General features: G+C 72.9%; 14 protein-coding genes. 6 read left to right on the top strand and 8 right to left on the bottom strand.

Annotation, left to right across the window (positions count from 1 at the left end; genetic code table 11):
• The 4 genes from ACZ38L_RS30855 to ACZ38L_RS30840 all read right to left on the bottom strand — a co-directional run.
• Positions 1-4,070, bottom strand: a 4,070-nt coding sequence (locus ACZ38L_RS30855; protein WP_465699440.1) for a type I polyketide synthase, incomplete at its 3' end; no start/stop codon positions are given.
• Between the two features lie 243 nt (positions 4,071-4,313).
• Positions 4,314-5,876 (bottom strand): PH domain-containing protein, encoded by a 1,563-nt coding sequence (locus tag ACZ38L_RS30850; RefSeq protein WP_465699437.1) that lies wholly within the window; start codon positions 5,874-5,876, stop codon positions 4,314-4,316.
• On the bottom strand, positions 5,873-6,301 hold the full coding sequence (locus ACZ38L_RS30845; protein WP_396563743.1) for a PH domain-containing protein: 429 nt from the start codon (positions 6,299-6,301) through the stop codon (positions 5,873-5,875). Before ACZ38L_RS30845 ends, ACZ38L_RS30850 begins: the two co-directional genes overlap by 4 nt.
• A 120-nt stretch (positions 6,302-6,421) precedes the next feature.
• Positions 6,422-6,931: a hypothetical protein gene (locus ACZ38L_RS30840; RefSeq protein WP_465699434.1), complete on the bottom strand. Its 510-nt coding sequence runs from the start codon at positions 6,929-6,931 to the stop codon at positions 6,422-6,424.
• 240 nt (positions 6,932-7,171) lie between these two features.
• On the opposite strand from ACZ38L_RS30840, the gene ACZ38L_RS30835 reads away from it, so the two are divergent.
• Together ACZ38L_RS30835 and ACZ38L_RS30830 are read left to right on the top strand one after the other, a co-directional pair.
• Positions 7,172-8,425 (top strand): sensor histidine kinase, encoded by a 1,254-nt coding sequence (locus ACZ38L_RS30835; protein ID WP_465699431.1) that lies wholly within the window; start codon positions 7,172-7,174, stop codon positions 8,423-8,425.
• Complete coding sequence (locus ACZ38L_RS30830) at positions 8,422-9,072, top strand: response regulator (RefSeq protein WP_465699429.1); 651 nt, start codon at positions 8,422-8,424, stop codon at positions 9,070-9,072. Before ACZ38L_RS30835 ends, ACZ38L_RS30830 begins: the two co-directional genes overlap by 4 nt.
• 76 nt (positions 9,073-9,148) lie before the next feature.
• Here ACZ38L_RS30830 and ACZ38L_RS30825 read toward each other — a convergent pair whose 3' ends face one another.
• From ACZ38L_RS30825 to ACZ38L_RS30810, 4 genes are all read right to left on the bottom strand, one after another.
• Positions 9,149-10,585, bottom strand: a complete 1,437-nt coding sequence (locus ACZ38L_RS30825; protein ID WP_465699427.1) for a class I adenylate-forming enzyme family protein — start codon at positions 10,583-10,585, stop codon at positions 9,149-9,151.
• A gap of 315 nt (positions 10,586-10,900) precedes the next feature.
• Positions 10,901-11,557 carry a 4'-phosphopantetheinyl transferase family protein gene (locus tag ACZ38L_RS30820; RefSeq protein ID WP_465699425.1) on the bottom strand — a complete coding sequence of 219 codons (657 nt, stop codon included), beginning with the start codon at positions 11,555-11,557 and terminating at the stop codon, positions 10,901-10,903.
• A complete protein-coding gene (locus ACZ38L_RS30815) occupies positions 11,554-12,417 on the bottom strand; it encodes a metallophosphoesterase family protein (RefSeq protein ID WP_396563591.1) in 864 nt (287 codons plus the stop codon). The genes ACZ38L_RS30820 and ACZ38L_RS30815 overlap by 4 nt, the downstream gene beginning before the upstream one ends.
• A 28-nt stretch (positions 12,418-12,445) precedes the next feature.
• On the bottom strand, positions 12,446-13,324 hold the full coding sequence (locus ACZ38L_RS30810) for an ACP S-malonyltransferase (protein WP_465699423.1): 879 nt from the start codon (positions 13,322-13,324) through the stop codon (positions 12,446-12,448).
• 298 nt (positions 13,325-13,622) lie between these two features.
• Here ACZ38L_RS30810 and ACZ38L_RS30805 point away from each other — a divergent pair, with 298 nt between their 5' ends.
• The 4 genes from ACZ38L_RS30805 to ACZ38L_RS30790 all read left to right on the top strand — a co-directional run bounded on the left by ACZ38L_RS30805 (position 13,623) and on the right by ACZ38L_RS30790 (position 20,172).
• A complete protein-coding gene (locus ACZ38L_RS30805) occupies positions 13,623-14,426 on the top strand; it encodes a carbon-nitrogen hydrolase family protein (protein ID WP_465699421.1) in 804 nt (267 codons plus the stop codon).
• A gap of 113 nt (positions 14,427-14,539) precedes the next feature.
• The gene (locus ACZ38L_RS30800; RefSeq protein ID WP_465699442.1) at positions 14,540-16,168 is read left to right on the top strand and encodes a flavin monoamine oxidase family protein; all 1,629 of its coding nucleotides are present in this window, start codon (positions 14,540-14,542) and stop codon (positions 16,166-16,168) included.
• A 34-nt stretch (positions 16,169-16,202) separates the two neighbouring features.
• Complete coding sequence (locus tag ACZ38L_RS30795) at positions 16,203-16,574, top strand: transposase family protein (protein ID WP_465699419.1); 372 nt, start codon at positions 16,203-16,205, stop codon at positions 16,572-16,574.
• Positions 16,575-17,346: 772 nt separating this feature from the next.
• Positions 17,347-20,172, top strand: coding sequence for a helix-turn-helix transcriptional regulator (locus tag ACZ38L_RS30790; protein WP_465699417.1), 2,826 nt, complete (start codon positions 17,347-17,349; stop codon positions 20,170-20,172).
• Positions 20,173-20,338: the final 166 nt, after the last annotated feature.

The raw sequence follows: 20,338 nt of genomic DNA, 5'->3' as shown, positions 1-20,338 counted from the left end.
GACCAACGACCACCCTGGACCACACCCGCCGCAACCGGCAACGCGGCCCACTCCACCCGGAACAGCGACTCGTGATGAGCACCGCGAGCAGCACCCAGCTGCTCGGCGGAGATCTCGCGCAGCGCCAGGGAGCGCGCCGACATCACCGGCCGGCCGGTGCCGTCGGCGAGGTCCAGGGCGACCTCGCCACGGCCCAGCGGGGTGATCCGCACGCGCAGCGTGGACGCCCCGGTGGCGTGCAGGGTGACGCCGCTCCAGGCGAACGGCAGGCCGCCGCGGAGCGCGTCGTCGGAGGTGTCGGCACCCAGCGCGTGCAGGGCGGCGTCCAGCAGGGCGGGGTGCAGACCGAACCGGTCGGCGTCGTCCTCGGCCCCGGTGGGCAGGGCGATCTCGGCGAGGATCTCGGTGCCGCGCAGCCAGGCGGCCCGCAGGCCCTGGAAGGTGGGGCCGTAGCCGAAGCCGGCCTCGACCAGGTCGGTGTGGATCTGCTGGACGTCGACCGGGCGGGCGTCGGCGGGCGGCCAGGCGGCGAGGTCGAAGCCGGCCGGCGCGGCGCCGGCGCTGAGCACACCGGTGGCGTGCCGGCTCCACGGCTCGTCGGCCGGGGCGCCCTCGATCCGGGAGTGCAGGCTGAGCGAGCGGCTGCCGTTCTCGTCGGCGCCGCTGACCACGATCTGCAGCTGCACACCGCCCTGCTCGGGCAGCAACAGCGGTGCCTCGAGGGTGAGTTCCTCGATCAGGTCGCAGCCCACCTGGTCACCGGCGCGGATCGCCAGGTCGACGAAGGCGGTGCCCGGCAGCAGGACGGCGCCCCGCACAGCGTGGTCGGCCAGCCAGGGGTGGGTGTCCAGGGCGAGCCGGCCGGTGAACAGGAAGCCGTCGACGTCGGCGAGGGCCACCGCGGCACCCAGCAACGGGTGGTCGGCGGAGTCGAGGCCGATCGCGGCGACGTCACCGAGCGGGCTGCCGCCCTCCAGCCAGTAGCGCTCGCGCTGGAAGGCGTAGGTCGGCAGGTCCGCCCGGCGGGCGCCTTGGCCGGCGAAGACCCCGTCCCAGTCGAGGGCCTGGCCGCGGACGTGCGCCTCGGCCAGCGCGGTGGTGAAGGTGCGGACCTCGGGGCGGTCGGCGCGCAGCACCGGCAGGAACGCGACGGGCTCGGTGACGCAGGCCTGGCCCATCGCCGAGAGCACGCCGTCGGGGCCCAACTCCACGACGGTGCTGACGCCTTCGCGCTCCAGCACGCGCATCGCGTGGTGGAAGCGGACGCCCTCGCGGACGTGCCGCACCCAGTACTCGGGGGTGCCGATCTCCTCGGCGGTCACCAGCTCGCCGGTGAGGGTGGAGACGATCGGGACGGTCGGGGCGGCGTAGTTCACCACCTGGGCGCAGCGCCGGAATTCGGCGAGCATGCCGTCCATGTGCGGGGAGTGGAAGGCGTGGCTGACCCGCAGCCGCCTGGTCTTGCGGCCCTCGGCCTGCCAGTGGGCGGCGATGGCGAGCACGGCGTCCTCGTCGCCGGCGATCACCACGGCCTCGGGGCCGTTGACGGCGGCGACGGCGACCTGGCCCTCGCGGCCGGCGATGCTCGCCAGCACCTCGGCCTCGGTGGCCTGGAGCGCCACCATGGCGCCGCCGCCGGGCAGTTCCTGCATCAGCCGGCCACGGGCGGCGACCAGCAGCGCGGCGTCCTGCAGGGTGAGGACGCCGGCGACGTGGGCGGCGGCCAGCTCGCCGATCGAGTGACCGGCCAGGAAGTCGGGACGCAGGCCCCAGGACTCGGCGAGGCGGAAGAGCGCCACCTCGAGCGCGAACAGCGCCGGCTGGGTGTAGGCGGTCTGGTGCAGCAGCTCGGCCTCGGCCGAGCCCTCGGCCGCGAACAGCACCTCGCGCAGCGGGCGCTCCAGCTGGAGGTCGAGGTGACCGCACGCCTGGTCGAGGGCCTTGGCGAAGACCGGGAACGTCTCGTACAGCTCGCGGCCCATGGCCAGGCGCTGGCTGCCCTGGCCGGTGAAGAGGAAGGCGGTGCGGCCCGCGTCGGGCGTGCCCTGGACGAGGCCCGGCAGACCGGTGCCGTCGGCCAGCGCGCGCAGCCCCTGCTGGAACTCCGCGCGGTCGCCGGCCACCAGCGCGGCCCGGTGCTCGAAGCTCGCGCGGGTGGTGGCCAGCGAGTGACCGAGGTCGGCGGGGCTCTGCCCGGGGTGGGCCGCCAGGTGCGCGTGCAGCCGCTCGGCCTGCTCGCGCAGCGCCTCGGGGGTCTTGGCGGAGAGCACCCAGGGCAGCACCGCCGGCGTGACGGCGACCGGCTCGGTACCCGCGACCGGCTCGGTGGCCTGCGGGGCCTGCTCGATGACGGTGTGGGCGTTGGTGCCGCTCATACCGAACGAGGAGACGCCGGCGCGGCGCGGGTGGTCGGTCTCGGGCCACGGCGTCGCCTCGGTGAGCAACTCGACGGCGCCAGCGCTCCAGTCGACGTGCTCGCTGGGCGTGTCGACGTGCAGGGTGCGCGGCAGCACGCCGTGCCGCATCGCCATCACCATCTTGATGACGCCGCCGATGCCGGCGGCGGCCTGGGTGTGGCCGATGTTGGACTTCAACGAGCCGAGCCAGAGCGGCCGTTCGGCGGGGCGGTCCTGGCCGTAGGTGGCGAGCAGCGCCTGGGCCTCGATCGGGTCGCCGAGGGTGGTGCCGGTGCCGTGCGCCTCGACCGCGTCGACCTCACCGGCCGTCAGACCGGCGTCGGCCAGGGCCTGCCGGATCACCCGCTGCTGCGAGGGGCCGTTGGGGGCGGTCAGGCCGTTGCTGGCGCCGTCCTGGTTGATCGCCGAGCCGCGCACGATCGCCAGCACCGGGTGACCGTTGCGCTGGGCGTCGCTGAGCCGCTCGACCAGCAGCATGCCGACGCCCTCGCCCCAGGCGGTGCCGTCGGCGGCGTTGGCGAACGGCTTGCAGCGGCCGTCGGGGGCCAGGCCGCGCTGGCGGCTGAAGGCGATGAACGAGCCGGGGTTGGCCATCACGGCCACGCCGCCGGCCAGCGCCACGCCGCACTCGCCGCGGCGCAGCGACTGCACGGCCAGGTGCAGGGCGACCAGCGAGGAGGAGCAGGCGGTGTCGACGGTGACCGCCGGGCCCTGGAAGCCGAAGGTGTAGGAGAGCCGGCCCGAGGCGACGCTGCCGGCGGTGCCGGTGACCAGGTAGCCCTCCATGCCCTCGGCGGCCTCGTGCAGGCGCGGACCGTAGTCCTGGGCCTCGGCACCGATGAAGACGCCGGTGCGGGACTCGCGCAGGGTGCCCGGGTCGATGCCGGCGCGCTCGAACGCCTCCCACGCGGTCTCCAGCAGCAGTCGCTGCTGCGGGTCCATGGCCAGCGCCTCGCGGGGGCTGATGCCGAAGAAGCCGGGGTCGAAGGTGTCGGCGTCGTGCAGGAAGCCGCCGGCCTGCGCGTAGCTGGTGCCCGGGTGGTCCGGGTCCGGGTCGTAGAGCCCGCCGAGGTCCCAGCCACGGCCGGCCGGGAAGGCCGAGATCGCGTCGACGCCGTCGGCGACCAGCTGCCACAACTGCTCGGGGCTGTTCGCGTCGCCGGGGAACCGGCAGGCCATGGCGACGATCGCGATGGGCTCGTCGTCGGCGGAGCCGAGCGGCTCGGGAAGGTCGCCGGCGGCGGCCAGGCCCAGGATCTCGGCACGCAGGTGCCGGGCGAGCGAGGCGGCGGTGGGGTGGTCGAAGACCAGGGTGACCGGCAGGCGCAGCCCGGTCGCGGCCTGCAGCCGGCTGTGCAGGTCGACGGCGGCCAGCGAGTCGAAGCCGAGCTCCAGGAACGGCCGGTCGGCCTCGACGGCGGCGGACGGCCGGCCGCGCAGGGATTCGTTCGCGTGTTCCAGTACGAGGTTCAGCAGCAGGCGCTGCTGGTCGGCCTCGGAGCGCCCGGCCAGCCGCTGCCGCAAGGACGACAGCGCGCCCGAATTTCCGGTACCCGTACCGTCCGGCCCCGAAATAAGACCCTCGGACTGGTTCATCATCGCGCGCTCCACCACCCAGCAGACGGTATCTAAAACCATCGGCCAGCCTGCCATCGGCGGTGAACAGCAGATACCCCTACGTCCCCCTAGGCACCCCTACCCAATCCTCCGGGTACCCCTGGGTATATCCGGGCACCCTGGAAGGCATTTCCACCGGGCCGGTCGCCTAATCACGCGAAAATACCTTCCGGCCACCCGCGGGAAAGTCGGAATTCTTATTGCGGGGCCCGGCGGGGCCTGTCCGCCGAGGCCGATCCGGTTCGCGGACCGCGGTCAGTCCCGTTCGAGGAAGCGCGGTCAGTCCCGTTCGAGGAAGGGGGTGAGCAGGTCGGGCACGGCCTGCTCGGCGAGGGACAGCCCCTCGGCGAGGGTCACGTCGCGCACCCGGTAGGCGCCACGGCCGGCGGCCGTGGTGGCGGTGAGGGTGAGCAGGCCGCTGCGGCGTTGGAACAGGGAGCGGCTCACGGTCCAGCCGATCACACCGGTGCGCTGCAGGGCGACCGTGCGGCGGGCGAAGGTGCCCGAGCGGGTCACCAGGTAGTCGTCCACCAGGGCGTGGCCCAGGGCCCGATGGGCATCGACGGCCAGCCACACCGCGACGGGCAGCAGGACGACGGCGACCACGCCGGCGGCCGGGAGGAATTCTGGCACCCAGATGCCGGGCAGCGCCACCACGGCCGCGGTGAGCGTGACCAGCGCCACGCCCCGGTTGATCCGGCGGCGCCGCGCCACCTTCGGGTGGGCGACCAACTCGGCGGCCACGGGCGATGGTTGATCGTCCGGCCGGAGCTCATTCGCCACTCGCAGGGCCACCGCGCGCGGCGCGGGCGGCAGCAGGGCGCCGCGGGTGCGGTTCTCCTCGGCGTTGCCGAGACCGGTGGCGACCGCGTGCAGCCTTGCTCCGCCGCCCCACCGCAGCAGCATCGGCTCGATCAGCTCGAAGCCGCGCAACCGGCGCTCCTCGATGGAGACCGAGCGGTGGATCCACAGGCCGCGCCGCACCCGCAGGACGCCGCCGTCCTCGCGCTCCAGGCGGTACCCGGACCAGCCCTCGACGTACTGACCGACCGCCACGACCGTGCCCAGGGCGGCCAGCACCAGCAGCAGCGCCGGCAGGGCGACCCAGAGCGGCACCGCGGTGAAGGCGGCGACCAACTGGTGCACGACGCCCAGCCGCAGCGGGTCGATCTGCATCTCGTGCAGGGTGTTGTAGCAGATACCGAGGGCCGCCAGGAGTCCGCCGAGGCCCCAGACGGTGAGCGGGGCGTAGCGCAGCCAGGACCAGGAGAGTTCGGCGACCGGGGCCGGGAGGAGGGGTTCGACCGGGCCGGCGTCGGTCGGCGGGTGGGCGAGCAGGGCGGCCCGGCGGTTCAGCAGTTCCTGCTGCAGTGCGTTCGCCTGGGCGATGGTGACCCCGTCCAGCGAGAGCCCGTGGGCCGCCGAACCACCGTGCACGGCGGCGCCGACGCTCACGGTGGCGAGTCCGAGCAGGCGGTGCAGCGGGCGGGCGGTGACCTCCGCACTGCGGATGCGCTCCAGTGGGACGGCGCGGCGGCTGCGGAAGAGCAGGCCCGAGCGCATCTCCAGCCGCGCGTCGGTGATCCGGTAGCCGGTGGTGAGGACCCGCGTCAGGTTGATGCCGGTGACGATCAGGAAAGCCACGGTGAACGAGGAGAGCGTGATCAGCCCCTGCAGGTTGAGCCGGCCACCGGTGCCGATCAGGGTGCCGATGCCGGTGATGACGGGGGCGACCAGCCAGCTCAGGTGAAGCGGTATCAGGCGGGGACTCAGTCGATGCCAGGCGGGCTCGACGGCCGGGGGCGTACCGCGACCGGTGCCGGTGGTCACGTCGCGGGTCACGTCGCGTCCCCCGCGGTGGCCTGGGTGGCGGTGGTCAGGTGCTCGACGACCTCGGCGGCCCGCCTGCGGTCCAGACCGCGGATGATCAGGGCACCCGCGGCGGAGGCCGTGGTGACCTTGATGCCGCTGAGGCCGAAGAGCTGCTCCAGCGGGCCGCGCACGGTGTCCACGGTCTGGATCCGCGACAGCGGCGCCACCCGCCACCGCTGCCAGAGCCAGCCGGAGCTGGTGTAGACGGCCTGGTCGGTGGTCTCCCAGCGGTGCACCCGGTAGCGCCACAGCGGCATGACGACCAGGTAGCCGAGCCCGAGCAGCGCGACCGCGAGGAAGAGCGGACCGAAGACGAACCGGGCCGGCGGGATCAACAGGTAGAGCGCACCCAGCAGCAGGGCGGTGGGCAGCGGGATCAGCGCGGCGCGCACCATCCACCAGGCGATGGCGCGGCGCTCCACCCGGTGGCGGGGCGGCCGCAGACGAGGTCCGTCGGGGAGGGGCACGGTGTCGATTCCTCTCGCTCTGCTGTCGGAGCTGCGCGGCTGTCGGAGCTACGCGACCGCGGCGCGCAGCCGGCGGCGGCGGTTCATCACCACGGCGGTCCGCGCCAGCACGGTGGCCAGCGCCATCAGCACCAGCGCGTTGGAGAAGACCTCGGGCCCGCTGATCCGGTACTTGACGGAGAAGGTGATGATCGCGGCGGTGTACCAGTGCTCGATACCGTAGACGAAGAGCACCCGGGCACCCGACATCGCGAGCCAGAACAGCGCGTACAGCACACCGGCCCGAGTGTAGACCTGCCCGGACGGGTCCCTCTCGGCAGGCAGCATGGCGCCGGCGGCCAGGCCGAAGATGGTGCCCAGGCCGATGCCGACCAGTTGCAGGGAGAGGTCGTTGCCGCTCAGCTGCGGGGAGTGGAAGAAGAGCACCATGACCACCGCCACCGCGACCAGCGGCCGCACCAGCCGCATCGTGTTCACCTTGCGACGGCCGAGATCGCCGCCGAGGATCACCAGCAGCACCGTCCCGCTGACCACCAGCGTGGTCGTGAAAGCACTCATCGCCCGTACTCCAGAAGTCCCGTCCACCGTGCGGTTCTCGCACCGCACTCCAGGCTAGGAACGGGCGGCACGGCGCGGAACGACCGGCCGGTGGAACCGGCTGTCCACCGATCGACGGACACCGTGAGCCGGTCGCCCCGGCCGTGCCATCGCGTGGTGCGCGGCGCACCGGGCGTGGTAGGACTGGTCAGCGTGCCAGCAAGCGTTGCCCCTGACCAGCCCGTTGTCCAGCCGCCGGCCGTGGAACCGAGCCACGGCCCGGCCGAGGTGAGCCGCGACCAGGATCCGGTGCGGCGCTGGTTCAGCCTCTGGGACGCCTACTTCGGCCTCTCCTACCTGGTCACCACCGGGCTGCTGCTCACCTCGGGGAACTCGCCGAGGCGGGTGGCGGGGGCGGTGGCCGCGCTGACCCTGGTCGTCCCGTGGTACGCGGCGTTCGGCCGGCCGCTGCTGCTCGGCGGCGGTGGCAAGCCGGCGCGCGCGCGGTGGTTCGCGGCCGGTCTGGGCGTCCTGTTCGGCACCGCCACGCTGCTCGACCTGACCTCCTCCTTCGCGCTCTTCGCGATCTGTCCGATGCTGCTGATGAGCCTGCCCTCGGCACCGGGCATCGCGGTGGTGCTGCTGGCCAACCTGGTGCCGCCGATCCTGCTCTGGGTCACCAGCGGCGAGTTCGGCGAGGCCGTGCTGGGCATCCTGCCGCTCACTCTGCTCGGCATCGCACTCGCCGTACTGGTCGGCCTGTGGATCACCCGGGTCGTTGAGCAGAGCCGCGAACGGGCGCTGCTGATCGAGGAGTTGGAACTGAGCCGGGGCCAGGTGGCCCGGCTCTCCCGACAGGCCGGCATCGCCGCCGAGCGCGAGCGGCTGGCCCGCGAGATCCACGACACCGTGGCGCAGGGGCTGACCAGCCTGATCGCGCTGATCCAGACGGCCGACTCGGAGTTGGCGGACGAGCCCGAACTGGCCCGCCGACACCTGGCGTTGGCCGCCCGGGTGGCCACCGACAACCTCGCCGAGACCCGCGGCTTCGTCGCCGCGCTCACCCCGGTCGCACTGCGCGGGAACTCGCTGGGCGAGGCCGTCCGCCGCCAGGGCGAGGCGCTGGCGGCGGAGACCGGCCTGACGGTCGACCACACCACCGAGGGCACCGAGTTCCCGCTGCCGACCGCGGTGGGCGTGGTGCTGTTGCGCGGTGCGCAGGAGGCGTTGGCCAACGTCCGCAAGCACGCCCGCGCCCAACGGGTGTCACTGCGCGTCGAGTTCACCGACGCGGCGGTGCGGCTGCGGGTCGCGGACGACGGCTGCGGCCTCGCGGAGCCGTCCCACGGGCCGGGCGAGGAGCCGCCGGGGTACGGGCTGCGCGGCATGCGGGCCCGGGTCGCCGAGGTCGGCGGGACGGTTGAGGTGACCGGCACGCCGGGCCACGGCACGGTGGTGGAGGTCGTGGTCCCGCTGGGCACCGCCACGACGAGGAACGTGGAGGAGTCCCGATGAGCGCCGAACAGCCGACCGCGGACCGGCCGGTCGCCGTCCTGATCGTCGACGACCACCCGGTGGTGCGCGAGGGCCTGAGCGCGATGCTGGAGTCCGCGCCCGGCATCCGGGTGGCGGGGACGGCCGGCAGCGGCGAGGAGGCGGTGGTGCGCGCCGCGGCGCTCGAGCCCGACGTGATCCTGATGGACCTGCGGATGGGCGCGATGGACGGCGCCACCGCCACCGCCCGGATCCTGGCGCACTCGCGCCGTCCCAAGGTGGTGGTGGTCACCACCTACGAGGACGACGCCGACATCCTGCGCGCGGTCGAGGCCGGCGCGGCCGGCTACCTGCTCAAGGGCAGCTCGCGGGCGGACCTGATCGAGGCGGTCCGGGCGGCCGCCCGCGGCGAGACGGTACTCTCCCCCGCCGTCGCCGGCCGGCTCTTCCGGGCCCGCTCCCAGGAGCAGCCGCCGCCCCTGTCGGGGCGCGAGTGCGACGTGCTGCGCCTGGTCGGCCGTGGCCTGACCAACGCCGACATCGGCCGCGAACTGCACATCGGCGAGGCGACGGTGAAGACCCACCTGCTGCGGGTCTTCAAGAAGCTCGACGTCTCCGACCGGACCGCCGCGGTGCTCGCCGCGATACGGCGCGGTCTGCTGGACTGACCGGCCCGGACGTGGCCGGGCCGGTCCGCGGACCCACGCGGACCGGCCCGTCCTCGACACCGCGCCCGACGTCCCGTCAGGCGAGGTCCTCGCCCTCACCCGGGCCGGCCGCGGCCTCGGCGAGTTCGGTCATCCGGCGCTTGTCCGGCTTGCCGTTGCGGTTGAGCGGGAACTGCTCCACCACGATCACCCGGTTGGGCTGTTCGTAGGGGGGCAGCAGGTCGGCCAGGACGTGCCGCCAGTGCGCGGAGTCCCGCCGCTGCTCGTCCTCCACGAAGAAGACCAGGCTGCTGCCGCGACGCTCGTCGGACAGCGGGACGACCCGGGTCGAGCAGCCGCCGGCGGCCGCCTTGCGCTCGATGATCTCGGGGTAGAGCGTGTAACCGTTGCGGTGCACGGCGAACTTGCGGCCCAGCACGAAAAGGTTGCCGGCCGCGTCGAAGTGGCCGAGGTCGCCGGTGCGGAAGACGCTCTGGTCCACCGGGTCGATCCCGCCGTCCTGCGTGAGGTAGCCGACCATCACGTCCGGGGTCTCGATCAGCAGCTCGCCCACCTCGCCGGCCGGCACCTCGCGGTCCTCGTCGTCCACCACCCGAACCCGCAGCCCGTCCATGACCTGCCCGCAGGCCACGGCGTTGTCGCTGGTCGCGAAGGCCACGTTGCCGGCCTCGGTGCTGCCGTAACTGTCCAGCAGCGGCAGGCCGAACCGCTCGACGTAGCAGTCCACCAGCGACTGGTCGAGCGGTGCGGCGCCGCTGCAGAACATCCGGACCGAGTCGAGCGAGTCGGCGAGCGCCGGCCGCTGCCGGATGATGCTCAGCATGCTGCGGTAGGTGGCCGGGGTCGCGTCCAGCACGGTCGCACCCGAGTGCCCGGCCATCCGCAGCGCGCGGTCGGGCCGCTTGTAGGGGGCGATCACCAGGGAGCCCCGGACGATCCAGGCGATCAGGACCATCGACAGGCCGTACTGGTGCGAGAAGGGCAGCAGCGGCAGCAGCACGTCGTCCGCGCAGTGGCCCATGTGGCGTGCGTTGCGCTCCAGGTTGCGCAGCATCCGGCCGCCGTTCTTGACGATGCCCTTGGGCTCGCCGGTGGACCCGGAGGACCACATGATCAACGCGTCGTCCAGGTCGGACCAGGCGCTGAAGTCGAGCCGGCGGTCCGTCACCTCCAGATCGGGGGCGGAGGCCAGCAGTTCGTAGAGGTAGACCGGGTCGGCCTCGGCGGGCACCGGGGCGTCGTCGTCCACCAGCACCAGCTTGGTGCCGGCCCGACGGATGATGGAGGCGGTGGCCTCCTGCCTCTCCTGCTGGTCCACCAGGACCACCGAGGCACCCAGGTGCATCAGAGCGAACAGGACCGAGACGTAGCTGATCGAGTTACCGGCCTTGAGCAGCACCCGGTCACCGAGCCCGACCCCCCGCTCACGCAGGACCTGGGCGATACGAAGGGTGTCCTGCTCGAACTCGGCGAGTGTCGCTACGGAGGTCTCCGCGAGGATCTTGGCCGGCATCGGCTCCACTCATCCTTCTCGTACTCGACGGCCACCGCCGACGCCCGCGCCCGGGCTGCCGGGGAGTGGTCGGAGGGGTTCGGGGCGGGCTGAGCCCGTACGTACCGGAGAGTATCGAGCCCCCGTCCGGGGTTAGAACCCCTATCCGACCCCACCCGCCCCGACCGCACCGGCCCGTCGGGAAGCCGTCAACTCCACGGTGTCAGAAGGGTTCCGGCGCGGCGCACCGGCGCCCGGGCAGGCCAACGCGGCGAGCGGCCGCTGCGGGCCGCTCGCCGGTGGTCGGACGGGCACGGGCGACGCCCGCCCCCTCGATCAGCCGCGTACCACCGTGATCGCCGTCGCCACCAGGCCGTCCGCGGCGACCCAGTGGCCCTCGAAGCCCGTCAGCCGCCGGCCCTCGGCGAACGGGCCGGGTACCAGCAGCCTCGCGCTGAAGGTGCCGTCCGGGTCGATCGTCAGGGTGGCCTCGGAGAAGTCCAGCATCACCTTGGCCAGCGGGAACCACGCCTTGTAGACGCTCTCCTTGGCACTGAAGAGCAGCCGGTCGGCGTGCACGGTCGGGTCCGCGCGTCGCAGGGTGGCCAGCATCGGCAGCTCCTCGGGGAGCGCGATGGCCTCCAGGACCCCCTCCGGGAGGGGCTCGTTGACCTCGGCGTCGATGCCGAGGGTCAGCACCGCCTCGGCCGGGGCCAGGGCGGCTGCGCGGTAGCCGGCGCAGTGGGTCATGCTGCCCACCACGCCCATGGGCCAACGGGGTTCGCCCATCGGGCCGGGCAGCAGCGGGACCGGCGGCAGGCCGAGCACGGCCAGCGCGCGCCGGGCGCAGGCCCGTACCGCGCGGAACTCCTGCTGGCGGCGCGGGACCGAGCGGCTGATGTGCTCGACCTCGGCGGGGAAGAGGTCGATGGGCTCGTCCAGGGCACGGCTCTCGGCCGACGTGACGGGCTCGGGAAGGATCAGCTCGATCAACGCTTCGTCACCTCGGGGAAGATCTGGCGCAGTCCTGTCGGCACGGCGTCACCCCGGCGGCGCCACTCGCGCGGGTAGCCCACCGAGACCTCCTCGAAGCGGACGCCGTCGTAGTGGGTGACCCGGGGGATGTGCAGGTGCCCGTAGACGACCGCCGCCACGTTGAAGCGGGTGTGCCAGTCGGCGGTGGCGGTGGTGCCGCACCACTGCGCGAACTCGGGGTAGTAGAGGACGTCGGTGGGCTGGCGGACCAGCGGGTAGTGGTTGACCAGCACGGTGGGAACCGCCGGGTCCATCGCGGCCAGCCGCTCCTCGGTGGCGGCCACCCGGGCCCGGCACCAGGCCTCCCGACTCGGGTACGGGTCGGGGTGGAGCAGGTACTCGTCGGAGCAGACCACGCCCGTCTCGTGCGCGCGGGCCAGTGCCTGCTCCTTGGTCGCGGTGCCGGCCGGCCGGAAGGTGTAGTCGTAGCCGACGAAGAGCGGGGCGATCCGCACCGGTCCCTCGGGGCCGGGCCACACCGGGTACGGGTCCTCGGGGGTGTGCACGCCCAGGCGGCGGCAGACCTCCACCAGGTGCCGGTAGCGCTCGACGCCGCGCAGCTGGACGGGATCCGAGGGGTGGGTCCACAGCTCGTGGTTGCCCGGCGCCCAGACCACGGTCGCGAACCGCTCGCTGAGCAGGCCGAGCGTCCACTCGACGTCGGCGACCAGCTCGCCGATGTCACCGGCGACGATCAGCCAGTCCGCGGGCGTCCTCGGCCGCAGCTCACGGACGATCTCGCGGTTCTCCTGGTAGCTGATGTGCAGGTCGCTGGTGGCAAGCAGGGCGCCGCCCGATCCGCTGGTGCTGTTCGTCAAAGGGTCGTGCCTTTCGGTCGGCGGTCCGTCAACTCGCGGGCCGCAGAGCCGACTCCGGTGCGATGGTGACGGTCGAGAAGTTCTCGACGGTGCACTTGAGCCGGCGCAGCAGGCGGTCCCGGCCGACGATACTGATCCGCCGCACGCCCTGCGCGGCCAGGGTGTCCACGACGCCGGGCCAGCGCATCGGACGGGTGAAGCCGCCGAGGATCCAGTCGCGGGCCTGCTCGGCGGAGTTCACCAGCGAACCGTCCTGGTCGGAGACGATCGGCAGCACCGGGTCACGCAGCTGGTAGCCGCTCAGCACCTCGCGGTCGATCCGCTCGCGCAGCTCGCCGAAGATGCCCGCGTGCGCCGGCGGGCGCATGGTGTAGAGGGAGTAGCCGCCCGCCTCGCCGATCCGCCGCTTGAAGCCCTCCAGCGCCCGCTCACTGAGCGAGACCATGAACATGTCCCGGTCCATGTACGAGGAGATCTCGAACCACTCGCCCGCGTCCGTCAGTTCGGCCAGCAGGGTGTCCAGGGTGTCCGCCGGGACCTTGACGAAGGAGTGGGTGACGATGTCGGTGTGCTGCTCGGCGAAGTAGTCGCGCTCGCAGCGGGCGATCTCGGCGACCAGGCGGACGGCCTCCTCGAAGGGCAGCACGCCCGCGTGAGCGGCGGCGGCCATCTTGCCGAAGCTGACCCCGGCGCAGTGGCTCTCACCGGACTGCCCGCTCCACTCGACCAGCGCGAGCGACACCACGAAGGAGGTGACCTGGGCGACCTCGGCGTAGTCGTCCTCGCTCTCCCGCAGGGCGTCGAAGACGCTGTAGCCGAGCACCTCGTCGGCGACCGCGAACCGGCTCCTGGCGGCCGCGTTGACCACCATGAACCGGCCGAAGTCGGCGAATCGAGAGGGGCCCATGGCGGGAAAGACGATAGCGTCGCTGCCCGGCTCACCGATCGTCATGTCAACCCGTTCTGTCGGCCGTCGGAGTCCGGTCGAGCCTATCCGCGCCGGCGCCGGACGCCACCCCCTGTCCACTCCCCTACCGACCCCTGCGCCGGCCGTCCCGCGCGGTTCGGCAGTGCCCGGACGCGCGCCGCTAGGGGGACGTTAGGGGTTGTCCGGCCTGGGCGGGATCCATAGCTTCGGTCCCGGCAATGCCCGCTCCGGATGACTCCGCAGCCGATGATTCCACCGCATCCCGAGGAAACCCGCGATGAGAATTGCTTGCTGGCAGGCCGCGTGCGGCTCCCCGAACGTTCCGCGGTTGCTGGAGCGACTGCGGGAGGCGGCCCGGCAGGCGGCCGAGGCCGGCGCGCGGCTGCTGATCGCCCCGGAGATGACGGTGGGCGGCTACCCGCTGCGGGCGGGCACGCTGGCCGAGGCGGCCGAGCCCGTGGACGGGCCGCACGGCGCCGAGGTGGCCCGGATCGCCCGTGAGTACGGCATCGCCGTGGCCTACGGTTGGCCGGAGGACGACGGGTCCGCGGTCTACAACGCGGTCCGGCTGGTCTCCGCCGAGGGCGTCACGCTGGCCTCCTACCGCAAGGCGCACCTGTTCGGCGAGGTGGACCGCTCCCGGTTCACGCCGGGCGACCACGGCGTGGTGCGGGTGCGACTGGGCGACCTGACGGTGGGCCTGCTGGTCTGCTACGACGTCGAGTTCCCGGAGTCCGTGCGTGCGCACGCCCTGGCGGGTACCCAACTGCTGCTGGTGCCCACCGCGTTGATGCGCCCGTGGGAGGTGGTCGCCCGCACCCTGGTACCCGCCCGGGCCTTCGAGAGCCAGCTCTACGTCGCCTACACCAACTGGATCGGCGAGCGGGGCGGCCTGGACTTCTGCGGGCTGACCACGGTGGCGGCCCCGGACGGCACCCGGCTGACGCTGGAGGAGCCCGTCGAGGGCCTGCTGCTGGCCGAGATCGACCCGGCCGTGGTGGCGAAGGCGCGCGCCGACACTCCCTACCTCCATGACCGGCGCCCCGAGCTCTACCAGGACCTGCCCGACGCCCTGGGCTGACCCGGGAGCCGGGCCCCGAAAGGTGTCCCCAGATGTCCCTCAGTGCCAGTGAGTTCCGTGCCGGCGCGCATCCGACGGCGCGTGACGTGCGTGACGTGACCGCACCGCTGACCATGTTCAGCCCCGACTTCCCGTTCGCCTACGACGACTGGCTGCGCCACCCGGCCGGGCTCGGGTCGGTGCCCGAGCAGCGGCACGGCACACCGGTGGCCGTGGTGGGCGGCGGCGTGGCGGGCCTGGTCGCGGGCTACGAGCTGATGCGCCTCGGGCTGCGCCCGGTGCTCTACGAGGCCGGGGAGCTGGGCGGCCGGATGCGGTCGGTGCCGTTCGAGGCGGACCCGGAGTGCACCGCCGAGCTGGGGGCGATGCGCTTCCCGGTCTCGGCCACCACGCTGTTCCACTACGTGGACGCGCTGGGTCTGCGGACCCGGCCGTTCCCCAACCCGCTCGCCGCCGGCACCCCGAGCACGCTGGTGCACCTGGGCGGCGAGCGGCACTACGCGCGGGCCATCGAGGACCTGCCGTCGGTCTACCAGGAGGTGGCCGACGCCTGGGAGAAGACCCTGCGCGACCAGGCCGAGCTGGCGGTGATGGAGGACTCGGTCCGGCGACGGGACACCGCGCTGCTCAAGGCGGTCTGGAACCGGATGGTGCGGACCCTGGACGACCAGTCGTTCTACGGGTTCCTCGCCGCCTCGCCGTACTTCCGGTCGTTCCGGCACCGGGAGCTGTTCGGCCAGGTCGGCTTCGGCACCGGCGGCTGGGACACCGACTTCCCCAACTCGATCCTGGAGGTGCTGCGGGTGGTGTTCACCGGCGCCGACCAGGAGCAGGTGAGCATCGTCGGCGGCACCGGCCGGCTGGTCCAGGGCCTGTGGACGCTCGCCGCCGGCCGGGCGGCGCACTGGCCGGCCGACACCTCACTGGCGTCGCTGCACGGCGGCAGCCCCCGTCCGGCGGTCACCGGGCTGCGCCGGGTGGCCGACGGCGTGCTGGTCGAGGACGCCGAGGGCGGCTGCGAGACGTACCCGGCGGTGGTCTTCACCCCGCACGTGTGGACGCTGCTGAACCGGATCGACTGCGACCCGTCGCTGCTCTCCACTCCGCACTGGACGGCCGTCGAACGGACCCACTACATGGGTTCCTCCAAGCTGTTCGTGCTCACCGACCGACCGTTCTGGCTGGACCGCGACCCCGTCACCGGCCGGGACACCATGAGCATGACGCTCAGCGACCGGATGCCGCGCGGGGTCTACCTGTTCGACGAGGGGCCGGACCGGCCCGGGGTGATCTGCCTCTCCTACACCTGGAACGACGACTCGCTGAAGGTCGCCACGCTGAGCGACGAGCAGCGCTTGGAGGTGCTGCTCACCCAGCTCCGCGAGATCTACCCCGAGGTGGAGCTGCGCCGGCACATCGTCGGGCCGCCGATCTCGGTGACCTGGGAGACCGAGCCGCACTTCATGGGCGCCTTCAAGGCGAACCTGCCCGGGCAGTACCGCTACCAGCGGCGGCTGTTCACCCACTTCGTGCAGGACGACCTCCCGCCCGAGCAGCGGGGCCTCTTCCTGGCCGGTGACGACGTGTCATGGACCGCCGGGTTCGCCGAGGGCGCGGTCACCACGGCGCTCAACGCGGTCTGGGGAGTGGTCCGTCACCTGGGGGGCACCGGCCACCCGGCCAACCCGGGTCCGGGGGACGTCTTCGAGCAGATCGCGCCGATCCTCCTGCCAGAGGAGTGAACCGCCGCACGGGGGAACGCACGGGGGAACAGTCATGGCACAGTTGATCAGCGCGACGGAGGCCACCTGGGTCGAACTCCTCACGGGCCTGGATCCGGCGGAGTTCGAGGAGCTGCTGCGGACGCTGCGGCCGTACGCGGAGGCCGACACGCCGCGGGCGGGGCGCCGCTGGACGCTCTCGCTGGCGGACCGGGTCCTGCTGGTGTCGCTCTACCGGCGCGCCAATCTGACGGTGCGCGAGGTCGCCGTGCTGTTCGGGATCTCCAAGTCGGCCGCCGACCGGATCGTCGGACACCTCGGGCCCCTGCTCGACCTCCCGCCGCTGCGGCACCGGCGCTGCCAGCTGACCGTGCGGATGGAGCGGGTCGACGGCACGGCTCCCCCATCCGTGCCCACCGGTCGCTGAGCCCCGGCCTCCGGTCCGCGATCGCGCGGGCCCCCGGGCCGGCGAAGCGATCGGCCACGCTGGCCGAATACCACCCCGACTGCGACAACCCGACACCGAGCCGACGGCCGGTCGGGTCCGATGGAATCACCGGACCCGACCGGCCCTCGGCGTAACGGGCGCGAGAACTACGGGACAAACGCGTTACGGAGTTCCGCTGATGTACACGGACTCGTTATCCGCGATGGTGAACCTTTGCGGTCGATCACGCGCCGGGCCGAGCTGGCTTGTTAACGGTGTGTTTGCTCCGGCTGCTGCTTTCCGCACCTGTCGGAATCAGTCCGATTTGCCCCGCATTGCCGGGTGGTGTGCGTCACGCGACGCCCCTCGCCCGGTACTGTCGGTTCATCATCCTCAGTTCCTGATCAGTTCTTGACGGCAGGCGTCGTGTCGCAGACCACGGCAGTGTTATGTTTCAGATCAGTTGTCCCGCAACTCGGTCGACGCCAACCCCGAACGGCTGGCCGACGCCCGGGATCCAGACTGTCGCGTTTCGGCAGGGGTGGCCGAACTCCGATTAGTCACCGCTCATCAGGCATTCGCCAGAATTCTCATGCAGTTCACCGGGGAGAACAGTGTTCAAGCACGCAGTACGGCCGGCGATAGGCGTGTCGGTGACCGTCGTGCGGGGCGCCCCGCCCTCCCCCCGAAGCAGACCCCACTCCACGCAATGTCCGTCCATCACCAGACACCACCTGGGCCGGAATCAGGACCCGAAGCAAGGAGCGACCACATGACGGGCCGACCCGGCCTCATCGAGCGCGCCGAGGAGCTGCTCGCCCTCACCGCAATCACCACAGCCGCGATCCAGGGCACCGGGTCGGTCGGCCTGGTCGTCGGCCCCGTGGCGAGCGGCAAGTCCGTGCTGCTGAGCGCGGTGTGCGAGGACGCGAGCAGAGCCGGCGCCACCGTACTGCGGGCCACCGGCGCGCAGGCCGAGCAGCGCACCCCACTCAGCATCGTGGGCCAGCTGCTCCAGCAGGCCCCGCTCAGCGCCGAGCGCTGGCGGCAGGCCCAGCGCCTGCTGGAAGCGGCCACCCGGGCCACCCGGCCCCACAACACGGACATCGGCCAGGAGGCCGACCCGTACCAGCTGCCGAGCGACCTGGTCCAGGCGCTCTGCGCGGTGCTCTTCGAACTCTCGGAGTCCGTCCCGCTGCTGATCTGCGTCGACGACGCGCACCACGCGGACGCGCACTCCCTGCAGTGGCTGCTCTTCCTGATCCGCCGGCTGGGCACCGCCCGGGTCGCCGTCGTCCTCACCGAGCGCACCGCCCGCCAGCACCCGCAGCCCGCCTTCCACGCCGAGTTGCTGCGTCAGCCGCACTGCCGCCGGATCATGCTCGGGCCGCTCACCCACGAGGGCGTGGTCCAGCTGCTCGGCACCCGGCTGGACGACCAGCGGGCCGACCAACTGACCTCCCGCGTCGACGCCTTGACCGGCGGCAACCCGCTGCTGGTGCACAGCCTGCTGGAGGACCTGCGCTCCTGCACCCGGCTGCCCTCCGAGCGGCATCCGGCCGGCCTGGGCGGCGGGTTCGCCTTCTCCCAGGCCGTGGTCAGCTGCCTGCACCGCAGCGAGCCCGCCGCGCTCGCGGTGGCCCGCGGCATCGCCGTCTTCGGCGACCACGCCTCGGACCACCTGCTCGGCCAACTGCTGGGCCTCTTCCCCGGCCTGGTGAAGGGCGTGATCGACGGCCTGGACTCGGCCGGCCTGCTGGAGTACGGCCGGTTCCGGCACCCCGCGGTGCGCACGGCCGTCCTGCACGACACCGACGCCGCCGACCTCAGCCGGCTGCACGCGCAGGCCGCCCGCCTGCTCTACGCCCAGGGCGCACCGGAACGGGCCATCGCCGAGCAGCTGTTGGCCTCCGACCAGCCCGGCGAGACGTGGAGCACCCGGGTGCTGTGCGACGTCGCCCGGCAGGCGCTCTTCGACGGCGACGCGGACCTGGCCCGGCGCTGCGTCGAGCACGCCTACCGCGGCTGCTCCGACACCCGTCAGCGCGGCGAGGTGCTGACCCTGCTGGCCGGCGTCGAGTGGCAGCTCCAGCCCGGCAACGCCACCCGCCACCTGCCGATGCTCTCCGCCGCCCTGCGGGCCGGTGAGTTGGGCGACCGGCACTCGGTGGTGGTCGTCAAGTACCTGCTGCGGCACGGCCGGATCACCGAGGCCACCACCGTCCTCAACCACCTGCTGGCCCAGGACCGCCCGGTGGACGGGCGCACCAGCGCCGAGCTGCAGACCGTCAGGTTGCAGCTCTCCAGCTCCTACCCGGGCGTGCTGGCCGAGCTGCCGCCGTTCGAACCGTCCAACCCCACGAAGGACCGCGCCCCCGCGGCGGTGCGCGCCAACCCGCAGTTGCAGGCCGCCACCGCCCTCGACGAGGTGCTCAGCGGCCGGGCCGACGAGAACACCTTCCTGGGCGCCGAGCAGGTGCTGCGCAGCATCGGCCTGACCTACCGGCACTGGGAGCAGGTCGAGTTCGCCCTGCTGGCGCTGATCTACGGCGACCAGCTGGAGCGGGCCGCGCACTGCTGCGAGCAACTGCTCAACCGGATCGGGCGCGCCGCCGAGGGCTGGCGTCCGCCGCTGCTCGCCCTGCGCAGCCAGATCGCGGTGCGCCAGGGACAGCTGGTCGACGCCGAGCGCTACGCCAAGAGCGCGCTGGAGCAGATGCCCTGGCAGGGCTGGGGGGTGAACATCGGCCTGCCGATGGCGACCCTGCTGATGGCCCAGACCCTGATGGGCCGTTACGAGGACGCCGCGCAGTTGCTCAGCCGCCCGGTCCCGCAGGCCATCTACCAGACCCGCTACGGCATGCACTACCTGCACGCCCGTGGCGAGTACCGGCTGGCCACCAACCACCCGCACGCCGCCCTGGACGACTTCCTGATCTGCGGCGAGATGATGCAGGACTGGGACCTCGACCTGCCGAGCGTGGTGCCCTGGCGCGGGGCCGCGGCCCGGGTGCACCTGCAGATGGGCAACCACCAGCAGGCCAAGGTGCTGATCGACGAGCAGTTCAAGCGGCTCCAGCCGGGCTCCTCCCGCTCGCGCGGCATCACGGTGCGGCTGAGCGCGACCGTCGCCGAGCTCAAGTTCCGGCCCGCCCTGCTGCGCCAGGCGGTGGACGAGCTGCAGCGTTGCGACTCCCGGGTCGAACTGGCCCTGGCGCTGGCCGACCTGGGCTACACCCACCAGAGCCTGGGCGACCACAAGCGGTCGCGGATCATGATGAGCCGGGCCTGGCAGCTGGCCAAGGAGCACTCCGCCGAGCCGGTCCAGCGCGGCCTGTCCAGCATGTTCTCCGACCTGCGCGAGGAGACGGCGCCCGCGGCCGCCGCTCCCGACGCCGGTGGGCTGAGCGACGCCGAGCGGCGGGTCGCCTCGCTGGCCGCGCTCGGGCACACCAACCGGGAGATAGCCCGCGAGCTGTTCATCACCGTCAGCACGGTGGAGCAGCACCTGACCCGGGTCTATCGCAAGCTCAAGGTCACCCGGCGCTCGGACCTGCCGAGCGAGCTCTGTCTGGCGACCAGCGGGACCGCCTCCTGACCCGCGCACCGCTCCGCCCGTGCCACCGCGGCCCGGAGTGGTCGGCCGACGCCGACCGCTCCGGGCCGCGCAAGTTTCGTTGTACCCCTCCCCTCTACGTCGACGCTCCTCGTCCCCTCCGGGTAAGACCCCCAAAAGGGGTGGGGGCTTGAGCCACCACTCGCTC

It is taken from the genome of Kitasatospora sp. NPDC024654, from assembly GCF_055559155.1.
Note: the sequence above shows the minus strand (reverse complement) of the source record. Positions and strands in the feature narration are given on the sequence as shown.

Excerpts from the sequence above, each read along its gene's own strand:
- ACZ38L_RS30795 (WP_465699419.1), top strand. The coding sequence starts at position 16,203 with ATGGCACAGTTGATCAGCGCGACGGAGGCCACCTGGGTCGAACTCCTC.
- ACZ38L_RS30825 (WP_465699427.1), bottom strand. The coding sequence starts at position 10,585 with ATGCCGGCCAAGATCCTCGCGGAGACCTCCGTAGCGACACTCGCCGAG.
- ACZ38L_RS30830 (WP_465699429.1), top strand. The coding sequence starts at position 8,422 with ATGAGCGCCGAACAGCCGACCGCGGACCGGCCGGTCGCCGTCCTGATC.
- ACZ38L_RS30810 (WP_465699423.1), bottom strand. The coding sequence starts at position 13,324 with ATGGGCCCCTCTCGATTCGCCGACTTCGGCCGGTTCATGGTGGTCAAC.
- ACZ38L_RS30840 (WP_465699434.1), bottom strand. The coding sequence starts at position 6,931 with ATGAGTGCTTTCACGACCACGCTGGTGGTCAGCGGGACGGTGCTGCTG.
- ACZ38L_RS30845 (WP_396563743.1), bottom strand. The coding sequence starts at position 6,301 with ATGGTGCGCGCCGCGCTGATCCCGCTGCCCACCGCCCTGCTGCTGGGT.
- ACZ38L_RS30805 (WP_465699421.1), top strand. The coding sequence starts at position 13,623 with ATGAGAATTGCTTGCTGGCAGGCCGCGTGCGGCTCCCCGAACGTTCCG.
- ACZ38L_RS30800 (WP_465699442.1), top strand. The coding sequence starts at position 14,540 with ATGTTCAGCCCCGACTTCCCGTTCGCCTACGACGACTGGCTGCGCCAC.
- ACZ38L_RS30790 (WP_465699417.1), top strand. The coding sequence starts at position 17,347 with ATGACGGGCCGACCCGGCCTCATCGAGCGCGCCGAGGAGCTGCTCGCC.